This window comes from Mycobacterium sp., from assembly GCF_036490025.1.
In the GTDB taxonomy this organism is placed as follows: Bacteria; Actinomycetota; Actinomycetes; order Mycobacteriales; family Mycobacteriaceae; genus Mycobacterium.
The window spans coordinates 89,966-101,837 of the sequence record NZ_DASXEP010000167.1; the positions used below are offsets into that span (position 1 = coordinate 89,966).

Here is an 11,872-nt window from a genome sequence, read left to right on the forward strand (position 1 = left end):
CTGAGCCTCGCGAAAAGTAAGGAACCGCAATGAGAACCAACGCCGGCGCCATCGCGCGTGTGGTGGCGTTCACCGTTGTCTCCCTTGCTTTCGTGTTCATCCTGGTTACCGTCTTCGGGCAGTTCCGGTTTGACACCCGTACTTCCTACAGCGCGGTGTTCGCTAATGTTTCCGGGCTCAAAGGCGGGAACTTCGTCCGTATCGCCGGTGTAGAAGTGGGCAAGGTCAATGACCTCAAGCTTCAAAAGGACGGCACTGTCCACATCGACTTCGCCATCGACAAGGGACTGAGGCTCACCGAAGGCACCAAAGCGTCGGTGCGCTACGAAAACCTGATCGGCGACCGCTATCTCGCTCTCGAGGATGGACCCGGCCCGCCAAGGAGATTGCCGCCGGGAGCAACGATTCCGTTGGCCCGTACCTCTCCCGCTCTCGACGTCGATGCCCTCATCGGTGGTTTCCGGCCACTGTTCCGCGCGTTGGATCCCGATCAGGTCAACGCGCTGTCCGGCCAACTGCTCAGGGTGTTCCAGGGTGAGGGAGCCACCATCTCGTCGGTTCTCGGCGAGACTTCCGCGCTGACTACCACGCTGGCCAACCGCGACAAGCTCATCGGAGAGGTGATCACCAACCTGAACACCGTGCTGCACACCTTCGGCACACGGGACCAACAGTTCTCAGACGGCCTGGACAAGCTGTCCCAACTTGTCGGCGCACTGTCCGAGCGCAAGACCGATATCGCCAAGGACGTGGCCTACATCAATGCCGCAACGGGATCCGTTGCCGACCTGTTGACGACGGCGCGCCAGCCGATCAGGGAAACCGTGGTGCAAACGGACCGCTTCGCGGGGCAGGTCGAGTCCGATCACGACTACTTCGATGATCTGGTCAAAACCCTTCCCGACGTGTATCAGGTGTTGTCGCGCAACGGTCTTTACGGCGATTACTTCGGCTTCTACATCTGTGACGTGATCATCAAGCTCAACGGCAGAAACGGACAACCGACGTTCGTCAAGCTGGTGAGCCAGGTAACCGGGCGGTGCTTGCCGAAAAAATGACCTCGATTACAAGCCGTTTCAGCGCGCTGAAACACAAGCTCAAGCCACGCGACATCAAACCGCTCGCGGACCGCAACCGGACCACGGTCGGTCTGGTCGGCATCGGCATCGTCCTCGCCATGGTCGTTGCCGTCTTCTCCTACGAAAAGATCCCGTTCCTGACCGGCAAGTCCGGCTATTCCGCGTATTTCACCGAGGCAGGCGGAATCAAACCGGATAGCGACGTGCGAGTTTCAGGACTGTCGGTCGGCAGGGTGTCCAGCGTCAAACTGGACGGGACGAAGGTCAAGGTGAGCTTCACCGTTGACGACGACGTCGCCCTGGGCGATCGCACCGAGGCGTCGATCAAAACGGAGACCGTGCTCGGCAACAAGATGCTGGAGATCACCCCGCGCGGTGAAGGCAAGCTCGAAGGTCCCATTCCACTCGAGCGCACCCGCGCGCCTTACGACCTGCCGGATGCGTTGGGCGACTTGACCAGCACTATCAGCGCTCTGGACACCGCAAAGCTGTCTTCGGCGCTCACCACGTTGGCAAATACCTTCAAGGACACCCCGCCCGATCTGAAGGTTGCATTGGAGGGCGTTGCGCAGTTCTCCAGCACGCTGGACAATCGCGACGCGAAATTGCGCAGCCTGCTGGCGAATGCGAACAAGGTCGTCGGCGTGCTGGGCAAGCGCAGCGATCAGATCGCGAGCTTGGTCATCAACGCCAATGCGTTGCTGGCCGAGCTTCTGATGCAACGCAATTCAGTCGACGCGCTGATGACCAACGTCGGGGCCGCGGCACGGCAGATCTCTGCTGTCATCGGTGACAATCGGACGCAGCTCAAGCCCGCACTGGACAAGCTCAACAGTGTGCTGTCGGTCTTGGACGACCGCAAGAAGGAACTGCAGCGCACCTTGTATCTTCTTCCGAAGTACGCGATGTCGTTCGGCGAAGTGCTCGGGTCAGGGCCGTTCTTCAAGGCCTCGCTGGTGAACCTGACGCCGGGACAATTGATACAGCCGTTCACCGACGCGGCGTTCTCTGATCTGGGGCTCGATCCCAACGTGCTTCTGCCATCGCAACTTACCGACCCGGGCACCGGCCAGCCAGGCCTGCCGCTGCTGCCGTTGCCCTATCCGCGCACCGGACAGGGCGGCGAGCCGCGACGGTCGATCCCGGATGCGATCACCGGCAACCCGGACCAGCAGTCATGCGGTCCGGCCGGCACGCCGCTACCCGGCCCGGCCTGCTATCCGTACCGGCCGCCGCCGCCGGCGCCGCCGCCAGGTGGGCCACCGCCCGGCCCGCCGGCGGATCTCAAGCCGCCGCCCAAGCAAACGCCGGTGTACGTGCCGGCGCCCAATGAAGTACCCGCGAATGGCGGTCGCTGATGGTATCCGCGAATGTCAGTGCGACGGTTCGCAGCCGGCTCGGCAACGTCCGCGGGTGGATCCAGAACCATCGACGCGTCACAAGGGTCGGGACCGCGATCAGCCTGGTGCTGACTCTGCTTGTCGGGATCAGCATGATGGTTTCGCCGTGGTGGAAACAGGTGACCCGGAACACCTACATCGCATACTTCCCGAACACCAACGGTGTCTACACAGGCGACGAAATCCGGATTCTCGGCGTCGCCGTCGGAACGATCGAGAAGATCGACCCGCAGCCCGACGCGGCGAAGGTGACGTTCACCGTCGACTCGCAGTATTCGTTGCCCGCCGACGTCAAAGCGGCGATCCTGTCGCCGTCGCTGGTCACCGCGCGTGCGATCCAGCTCGTCCCGGTCTACTCCGGCGGCCCGAAACTGGCTGACGGCGCGACCATTCCCGAAGAGCGGACCGCGGTGCCCGTCGAGTGGGACGACCTGCGCAAGCAGTTGGAGAAGCTCACCGATTCGCTGCAGCCCACGACCGAGGGCGGGACCAGCCCGCTGGGGCAATTCGTCAACAGCTCGGCCGCGAACCTGCGTGGCGAGGGTGACACCGCGCGGGACACCGTCATCAAGCTTTCCCAGGCGGTTTCAGCGCTCGGCGACCACAGCACCGACATTTTCAGCACGGTGCGCAACCTGGAGAAGTTTGTCTCCGCGCTGACCGCAAGCAGTGATCTGCTGGCCTCGTTCAACAAGAATTTGGCCAGCATCAGCACCGTGATGACTAACACTCCCAACGAGTGGGGCCAGGCTATCCAGGGATTAGACGGCGCCGTCAACGATCTGCGCCCGTTCGTCGCCGAGAACCGAGAGGCCATCGGTACCACCTTCGACCATCTCAACGCCATCACCACGGCGTTGAACGACAGCCGCCGGGACATCAAGCAGACCCTGCACGTCGCGCCGGACGTGTTCCAGAACTTCCTCAACATCTACCAACCGGCGCAGAGTGCGGTGACCGGCATCCTGGCGCCGGTGAACTTCGCCGATACGGTCCAATTTCTCTGCGGTGCAATCGAATCAGCAGGGCGTGTTGGGGCGAAGCAGTCGGCGCGACTCTGCGAGCAGTATTTGTCGCCGATTATGAAGAACCGCCAATACAACTTCCCGCCGATCGGCCTCAACCCATTCGTCGGAGCATCGGCGCGCCCCAACGAGATCACCTACAGCGAGGACAAACTCAACCCGCACATACCGCCGCCGGGATCGCCTGGCGACCTGCCCGCCGGTGGCAACGGCCCCTCGCCGACGTCGCCGCAGGCGCTGCCGGGCGGCGCCGTGCCGCCGGCGCCGACCGCCGTCCATTCGACCGACCCCAATGCGGGACTACCTGGCCTGATGGTGCCCGCGGCCGCACCGGCACCCCCGGCGGGTGCGCCATGAGGCGGACAGTTGCTGCGGCGCTTGCCCTCTCGTGCTTGTGCTTGCTGACGGGTTGCGGCTGGAGGGGTCTCAACACGCTCAGGCTGCCGGGGACCGAGGGCAAGGGCGACGGCGCGTACACCATTCAGGCTCAACTGCCCGATGTCGTCGTCATTCAGCCGAACACCCGGGTGCGGGTGGCCGACGTCAACATCGGCAACGTCACCAAGATCGAGGTTCAGGACTGGCATGCCCTGGTGACCATGCGGATCAACGGCAATATTCACCTGCCGGCGAACAGCACCGCCAAAGTCGGCCAAACCAGCCTGCTAGGCTCCATGCACATCGAGCTGGCGCCGCCGACCGACGAGACGCCGACCGGTGAGCTCAAGAACGGCTCGCTGATTCCGCTGTCCAGAGCAGCGACGTACCCGACCACCGAGCAGACCCTCGCGTCGGTGGCGATTCTGCTCAACGGCGGCGGACTGGGTCACCTTCAAGAGATCACCCGAACTTTCGCGACGGCGTTGACCGGCCGTGAAAAAGAGATGCGCAGCCTGTTGACCCAACTGGACATCTTCGTCACCGAGACGAAAGCCCAGACTGACGACATCATCACGGCCATCGACAGTCTCAACTCGTTGGTCGGCCAGGTGGCGGAGAAAGATCAAACGGTCGACAAGGCGCTCACGACGATCCCGCAGGCGCTGGGAGTCCTTGCAGATACCCGGAAGACACTGGTCGATGCGATCGACAAGGTGGGCCAGTTCAGTGCCGTCGCTGCCGCCACGATCAATCAGACCAAGAAATCGCTCGTCGACCACTTCCGCAACCTCGCGCCGGCGCTGCGCGAGCTGGCCAACGCCGGGCCCGCCCTCACCAGAGGTCTGGACTTCCTGTCCACCCTTCCGTGGGTGAAAAGCACCGCCCCCAATTGGTTTCGGGGTGACTTCGCCAACATCTCGCTCGTCGTCGACCTGACCTTGAGCCGCCTGGACAGCGGTTTCTTCACCGGGTCGAAGTGGGAAGGAAATCTCACCGAACTCGAGATGCAGTGGGGCCGAACCATCGGCCAGATGCCCAGCCCGTACACCGCGGTCAATCCACTGATCGTGCCCTACCACTGGGGGGGTTACTAGCATGGCGCGTACAAGTTCGCTGCGCCTGTCCCGCCGGATCTGGACACAGCTGTCGATCTTGGCATTGGTCACGTTGATTTCAATCGCCGTGATGGCGTTCGGCTTCGTGAAAGTGCCTGCGCTGCTTGGGGTTGGTAGATACACGGTGAACGTCGACCTGCCCGCCTCCGGCGGGTTGTACCCGACGTCGGTGGTGAACTATCGCGGTAGCGAAGTCGGCAGCGTGAAATCGGTCGATGTCACACAAGGCGGGGTACGGGCAATTCTCTCCCTGAAATCCGGCATCGCGATTCCCGCCAACGTGACAGCGGCGGTGCACAGCCGCTCGGCGATCGGTGAGCAGTTCCTTGAATTGACACCGCATTCCGGCACCGGCCCGAAATTGCGTGACGGTGATGTCATCGCCGTCGGCAAGACGCAGATCCCCGTCGACATCGGGTCGCTGCTCGACACGACCAATAAAGCGTTGAAGGCGATCCCGCAGGAAAATCTGCACACTGTCGTCGAGGAGGCATCCAAAGCCGTTGCCGGTTTGGGGCCGGAGCTGTCCCGGCTTGTCGACGGTGGCACCGCGCTGGCGATCGACGCCGGCAAGACCAGCGACACGTTCTCCCGGCTGATCGACGAGTTCCCGCCGGTGGCCAGCTCGCAGGTGCGGACGTCGGATTCGATCGCGACGTGGGCGCGGCGGGTCAACGCGATCACCAGTCAGCTCAAGGCACAAGACAATTCGTTCGCCGACCTGCTCAATACGGCCGGCCCGGCGCTCGACGAAGGCACCGCCCTGTTCGACCGGCTGGCTCCCACGTTGCCGGTGCTACTGGCGAACCTGGTGAGTTTGGGCAACATCGCGTTGTCCTACCGCAACGATCTCGAGGAGCTGCTGGTTCTCTTCCCGCAGGGCACCGCGGTGATGTCGTCGATCATCGTGCCGGACAGGGTTGCCAAGCAGGACTACAAAGGCATCTATCTCGACTTCAACTTGAACCTGAATTCGCCGCCGCCATGCAACGCGGGATTCTTACCGGTGCAGCAGCAGCGCATCCCGGTCCGGGAGGATTATCCCGACCGCACCAACGGTGAGTTGTATTGCCGCATTCCGCAGGATTCCGACATGAACGTCCGTGGTGTACGTAACAATCCCTGCGAGACGAAGCCGGGCAAGCGCGCCCCGACGGTCGAGATGTGCGAAAGCGACGAGCAGTACCTCCCGCTCAACGACGGCCTGTTCTGGAAGGGCGATCCAAACGCCACGTTGAGCGGCCAGACTGTGCCGCAATACCCGAAGGGCGGCGCACCGTATTCACCGGGGGAGCATTGGCACCCGCCCGCTGAGTCGACGGTACGGCCGCCGGTCGCCATCCCTTATGATCCCGCGACCGGAACCTATGTCGGCCCGGACGGCCGTCAATACAGCGAATCCGACCTCGCCGCCGGCATGAAAGGTAAGACATGGCAGAGCATGATGGTGCCGCCGAAAAAGCCGAATCCGTAGACGCCCCCGAGCTCGTCGACGACGACAGCGACGAGGTCGCCGACCCGGACACAAAAAAGCCCGCACGGCAATGGTTTTCGGGCATTCCCAGACAGATCTCCGTCGGAGTCGCCATCGTCGTGGCTTTGGTCGGCTTAGCAGGCTGGCTGGGATACCGCGTGCACCAGGACCGCCAGGTGCAGGCGCAGCGCAACCTCTATGTGCAAGTCGCGCGGCAGACCGCGATCAATCTCACCACGATCAACTACACCGAGGTCGATGCCGACATCAAGCGGGTTCTGGACTCGGCGACCGGTGCTTTTCACGATGAATTCCAGAACCGGTCGCAACCATTCGTCGAGGTCGTCAAGAAGGTGCAGTCGAAAACCGAAGGCACCGTCGCCGAGGCGGGGCTGCTGTCTTACACCAAAGACCAGGCGCAAGTACTCGTCGCGGTGGCGGTCAAGACGTCGATGGCCGCAGCCCCGGTCGACCAAGAGCCCCGCAGATGGCGGATGCGTCTTACCGTCGACAAGACTGGGGACAGCGCCAAGGTGTCGAATGTCGAGTTCGTGCCGTGAGCAGCCGAACGGCGTTAACTACGCAGGAGGAGGACTCCGCGATGTCCGGTGACAACGACTCAGTCGCCGACGAGTCGTCGCCCGACGACCTGGCTGAGCGCGATGATCTGGTCGACGCGGCAGAGGCGGCTGACGAGGCAGATCTGCTCGACGTCGAGGAAACCGTCGCCGAAGACGATGGCGCGGACGAGGTGCCGACCAAGCAAGGCGCTCGGTTCTCTTGGGGTCGGCTCCTGGTTGTGCTACTTCCCGCGTTGGCGTTGATTCTGGCTCTCGGGGTCGGCTATCTGAAGTGGCTCGACGGGACGGCGCGGGAATCTCGAGTGGCCGCAGAGCAGTCGGTTCGAGCCGCCAGTGACAGCACCGTCGCGATGTTGTCGTACCAGCCGGACACCGTGGACCAGGAATTGAAGGCCGCCGCTGATCGGCTTACCAGCGGCTTCCGCCAGCAATACCTGCATCTCGTCAATGATGTGGTTGCGCCGGGTGCCAAGCAGCAGCACATTTCGGCGGTGGCCACCGTGCCTGCGGCAGCTTCGGTTTCGGCGACCGGAAAGCACGCGGTGGTCTTGGTTTTCGTCGATCAGACCACCACTATCGACAACGATGCGCCCTCTCAGAGCACGTCCAGCGTGCGCGTCACGCTCGACAAAGTTGATGGCCGGTGGCTGATTTCGCAGTTCGACCCGGTGTAGCGATGGACAAGTGAGGCGGAGATGAAGAGTTTGTCGATGACTTGGCGGCGGCTTTACGTCATCGCGCTGACCCTCGGATGGTGTGCGGCGACATCGCTTTCGGGCTCTGCGGGCACCACGAGGGCGGCCGGCTTCGAGAGCCTGCTGGTGCCGTCGCCGTCGATGGGCCGTGACATCCCGGTGGCCTTCCTGGCCGGCGGTCCGCATGCGGCGTACCTGCTGGACGGGTTCAACGCCGCACCCGATGTCAGCAACTGGGTGACTGCGGGCAATGGGATCAACACCCTTGCCGGGAAAGGGGTTTCGGTGGTAGCGCCGGCCGGCGGCGCCTACAGCATGTACACCAACTGGGAGCAGGACGGCAGCAAGCAGTGGGAGACATTCTTGTCGACAGAGCTGCCGGACTGGTTGGCTGCCAACAAGGGCCTGGCGCCTGGCGGGCACGGCGTCGTGGGCGTCTCGCAGGGCGGGTATGCGGCTGCGGCCCTGGTCACCTTTCATCCTGACCGGTTCCGCTATGCCGGATCACTGTCGGGATTTCTCACCCCCGAACGCGCCGGCGTGGACGGGACGATCACCGCGGCGCTGAAGCAAGGCGGCGCCGACAGCGATCACATGTGGGGCCTGCCCCAGCTGGGGCGCTGGAAATGGCATTCGCCGAACCAGAACATCCAGCAGCTGGTGGACAACGATGCACGGCTCTGGATTTACAGCCCCGGCAGCGGCGCGCCGACCGACCAGGGTGCAATGGCCGGCTATGGCGATATCTCTCAAGGGACCAACGCGCAGTTCTACTCGCACTATCGAGATGTCGGCGGCAAGAACGGCCACTTCGACTTGGGCCGTGGTGGCGGCAACGACTGGCCGACCTGGGGACAGCAGCTGGGCGCGATGTCCGGCGATCTCGCCGCCAACATCCGCTAGCAGTTCGAGAGAAATGAGATGCCATGACTGACAGGCGCATTCGCCGCCTTGGACGGGCGCCGTCGATACTGTTGGCGGTCGGCGCCGGGTTGACAGCATCGAGCTCGGTCGCGGTTGCATCGGCTGCTCCCGGGGTTCCCGGAAACAACGACCGGCTCAACAATGGCATCGTGGTTAACGTCGACACGATCAAGAGGCAGGCCGGTTGCACCACCAACCTCAAGATCAACCCGCAGTTGGTGTCCGCTGCGCGGCAGCACACGGTCGATGTGCTCAACAACCGGAACCTCGACGGTGATATCGGGTCGGACGGGTCATCGGTGCCGGATCGGGCCCGCGCGGCGGGCTATACCGGCACGGTCGCCGAAACTGTCGCGATCAACCAGTCGCTGACCATCAATGACCTTGACGTCATGGGCAATTGGTATTACCGGCCCGACTATATGGCGATCATGTCGAACTGCGCCAACACCCAAATCGGGGTGTGGTCGGAGAACAGCTTCGACCGCAGCGTGTTGGTCGCCGTGTACGGGCAACCGGCATGATGAAACGCGAGATATGGCTGGCCGGCCTGATTTTCGCCGCGACAATCGGTGGTGGCGCAACCGCGCTGGCGACGCGCGCGCACGCCGTTCCGGCCCCCGATATCGAGTTCATCTACGACACCACCGTGCGCAAGCAATACAGTTTCGCGAACACGGCGGATGCCATCAGCTATGCGCACGGCATCTGCGACAAGATCACCGGCGGCGCCAGCTACGCCCAAGTCATTGGCGATGTGAAAAACGATGTACGGCCCAACGACGAGTACTCGGCCAACTATCTGATATCGAACGCGGTGAACATCTATTGCCCGGCCCAGCTGTGGCAATTGCGCAATTCGGCCGGCGGCTATGCCCCGCCGCCGCAGTGACTCAGATGTCGAAGCCGAGCTATCCGCCGGCGTTGCCGAGGTCCGGCGCGTAGGACGGTGGTGGATAAACGCCGCGGAGCAGCCAGGCGTACGCCGCGATACCGTATTCCAGCTCGTCGCTGGCGTCGTAGTCCGGGTTCGGATTCATCTGGCTAGCGTATCGCGCTGGACCGCCGGGCACCGGTCGAACCCGCACTACGTGGAGGTCGCGCAAGACTTGCGGTGATTTTAACGATCGGCGACCGGTCGCGGTGCGAGCCGCGAGGTCACCCGTGCACTAGTGCCGAATCGGTAGCGCCTGTCTCATCGGCACCGGCCGCGGGCAACTTCTCCGGGTGCAGCATGTCGGCGTAGCGCAGCGACTCGGGGATTCCGAAGCCGTCGACCAGGGTTTCGGCGTACGGCCGCAGCAACCGGCACCGGTCGTTGATACCGCGGGTGACCGCCTTGGCCCGTTCGGTGGACAAGAAGCGGTGTTCGACGTACCACGCCTTGTCCTCTTCGATGATGGTCAGCGCGTAGAGGTCGCAGACCAGCCCGAGGATCTCGCGGGCTTGGTCGTCCTCGCACACGTCGAGCCCGGCGACGAACGCCTCCAGCACTACCCGGTCGATGTGGGCCCTGGCGGCATGCAGCACATGATCCTGTACCGAGTTGAACGCGTCGAACGCCGACATTTCTTTCGATTTGGACTGCAGCCTGCGCGCCACCGAGGCGATGATGTATTCCTCGCGGTCCTCGAACATCTGCAGCTGAGTGCCGCGGTTGAACAAGCTGCCTTCCTCTTCGTTGTCTTGTCGGGCGTCAATGAAAGTTTGGATAATCGTCTCGGCCGCAGTACGTTTCAGCACGCGCTCACCGGCGAAGTTCGCCGCGAAGCGCACCCATTCCACCGGGCTCATGCTCTTGATGTCGTCGGCGTAGGCGGTCAGCAGTTCCTTGGCCACCAATTGGATCAGCACGTGATTGTCGCCCTCGAACGTTGTGAACACGTCGGTGTCGGCACGCAGCGCGATCAGCCGGTTGTCGGCCATGTAGCCGGCGCCGCCACACGCTTCGCGGGCCTCCTGGATGGCGGTGGACGCGTGCCAGGTGTTCACGGCTTTCAGGCCGGCGGCCCGTGACTCCAGCTCGCGTTGTTCTTCGGCGTCAGGTGCGTCAGAGGTTTGCAAATCATGGCACTTGGCCACTAACTCGTTCTGCGCGAACTGCAACGCGTACGACTTCGCGATCAACGGGAACAACCGGCGCTGATGGACCAGATAATCCATGATCAGCACCTCGCCCTCATCGTCGGGCGCGCTGAACTGCTTGCGCTGCAGGGCATATCGGGTCGCGATGTCCAGAGCCACCCGCGCCGCGTTGCCGGCGCTGCCTCCTACACAGATCCGGCCGCGGATCAGGGTGCCGATCATCGTGAAAAACCGGCGGTTGGGGTTTTCGATGGGCGAGTTGTAGGTGCCGTCGGCTTCCACGTCGCCGAATTTGTTGAGCAGGTTCACCCGCGGAACACGGACGTGGTCGAACACGATGCGACCGTTGTCGACGCCCGGCAGCCCGCCCTTGTATTGACAGTCCGAGGTGGTCACGCCGGGCAGGTCGTTGCCCTCGTCGTCGCGGATCGGCACCAGGAAGCAGTGCACCCCGTGGTTGACCTGCTCGCCGTCCTCGGTGGTGATCAGCTGGGCGAATGCCGCTGCAATAGTGGCTGTTTCGGCAGCACCGCCGATGTAGTCCTTGCGTGCGGTCGGGGTCTCGGAGTGGATCACGAACTCTTCGTTGTCGGCGTCATAGGTCGCCGTCGTCTCGAGTGCCTGGACGTCGCTGCCGTGTCCGGTCTCGGTCATCGCGAAACAGCCGCGCAAGTCGAGGTTGATGATCTTCTTCACGTACGCCTCGTGGTGGCGTTCGGTCCCCAGATTCTCCACGGCCCCGCCGAACAGGCCCCACTGCACGCCCGCCTTGACCATCAGCGACAGATCCGACATGGCGAGCATCTCGATCATCGTGACCGCGGCCCCGACGTTGCCGTGGCCGCCGTGCTCTTTGCGGAAGCCGTCGTCGGCTGCGCCACCGGCGGCCATGATGCGCATCTGCTCGGCCACTTTGGCCCGGGCGATCACCGTGTTCGGTGTGTAGTGCGGACGGAAGATGTCGTCGGCCAGCCGCTGACGCACTTGGTTCTTCACGTCGCGCCAACGTCCGTCGAGCGAGTTGCGCAGATGTTCCGCAATAGTGGTCATACCCGACGGTAACCGATCACAATTGAGACGCCGAGATTAGCTTCGCCGGACCGGCTGACACTT

At 63.2% G+C, this 11,872-nt stretch carries 11 protein-coding genes and 1 pseudogene; 10 read left to right on the forward strand and 2 right to left on the reverse strand.

Annotation, left to right across the window (positions count from 1 at the left end):
• Positions 1-29 precede the first annotated feature (29 nt).
• Genes VGG53_RS19085 through VGG53_RS19130 form a run of 10 tightly spaced genes read left to right on the forward strand, consistent with a single transcriptional unit; the run spans position 30 to position 9,566 of the window.
• Positions 30-1,058, forward strand: coding sequence for an MCE family protein (locus VGG53_RS19085; protein ID WP_331519650.1), 1,029 nt, complete (start codon positions 30-32; stop codon positions 1,056-1,058).
• Positions 1,055-2,437 (forward strand): MCE family protein, encoded by a 1,383-nt coding sequence (locus VGG53_RS19090; protein WP_331519651.1) that lies wholly within the window; start codon positions 1,055-1,057, stop codon positions 2,435-2,437. The genes VGG53_RS19085 and VGG53_RS19090 overlap by 4 nt, the downstream gene beginning before the upstream one ends.
• Positions 2,437-3,861 carry an MCE family protein gene (locus VGG53_RS19095; RefSeq protein WP_331519652.1) on the forward strand — a complete coding sequence of 475 codons (1,425 nt, stop codon included), beginning with the start codon at positions 2,437-2,439 and terminating at the stop codon, positions 3,859-3,861. Before VGG53_RS19090 ends, VGG53_RS19095 begins: the two co-directional genes overlap by 1 nt.
• Positions 3,858-4,979, forward strand: a complete 1,122-nt coding sequence (locus VGG53_RS19100) for an MCE family protein (protein ID WP_331519653.1) — start codon at positions 3,858-3,860, stop codon at positions 4,977-4,979. The genes VGG53_RS19095 and VGG53_RS19100 overlap by 4 nt, the downstream gene beginning before the upstream one ends.
• A 1-nt stretch (position 4,980) precedes the next feature.
• Complete coding sequence (locus tag VGG53_RS19105; protein ID WP_331519655.1) at positions 4,981-6,474, forward strand: MlaD family protein; 1,494 nt, start codon at positions 4,981-4,983, stop codon at positions 6,472-6,474.
• Entirely contained in the window at positions 6,432-7,034 is a 603-nt protein-coding gene (locus VGG53_RS19110) for a hypothetical protein (RefSeq protein ID WP_331519656.1), read from the forward strand. The genes VGG53_RS19105 and VGG53_RS19110 overlap by 43 nt, the downstream gene beginning before the upstream one ends.
• 41 nt (positions 7,035-7,075) lie before the next feature.
• Positions 7,076-7,729 (forward strand): hypothetical protein, encoded by a 654-nt coding sequence (locus VGG53_RS19115; protein ID WP_331519657.1) that lies wholly within the window; start codon positions 7,076-7,078, stop codon positions 7,727-7,729.
• A gap of 21 nt (positions 7,730-7,750) precedes the next feature.
• Positions 7,751-8,653, forward strand: coding sequence for an alpha/beta hydrolase-fold protein (locus VGG53_RS19120; RefSeq protein WP_414689002.1), 903 nt, complete (start codon positions 7,751-7,753; stop codon positions 8,651-8,653).
• 23 nt (positions 8,654-8,676) lie between these two features.
• On the forward strand, positions 8,677-9,198 hold the full coding sequence (locus VGG53_RS19125) for a CAP domain-containing protein (protein ID WP_331519659.1): 522 nt from the start codon (positions 8,677-8,679) through the stop codon (positions 9,196-9,198).
• Complete coding sequence (locus tag VGG53_RS19130; protein WP_331519660.1) at positions 9,198-9,566, forward strand: DUF732 domain-containing protein; 369 nt, start codon at positions 9,198-9,200, stop codon at positions 9,564-9,566. The genes VGG53_RS19125 and VGG53_RS19130 overlap by 1 nt, the downstream gene beginning before the upstream one ends.
• A gap of 19 nt (positions 9,567-9,585) precedes the next feature.
• On the opposite strand, the pseudogene VGG53_RS19135 reads toward VGG53_RS19130, so the two are convergent.
• Positions 9,586-9,741 (reverse strand): annotated as a pseudogene (locus VGG53_RS19135) (hypothetical protein); the annotation flags it as partial.
• Between the two features lie 91 nt (positions 9,742-9,832).
• Entirely contained in the window at positions 9,833-11,809 is a 1,977-nt protein-coding gene (locus tag VGG53_RS19140; protein WP_331519661.1) for an acyl-CoA dehydrogenase, read from the reverse strand.
• Positions 11,810-11,872: the final 63 nt, after the last annotated feature.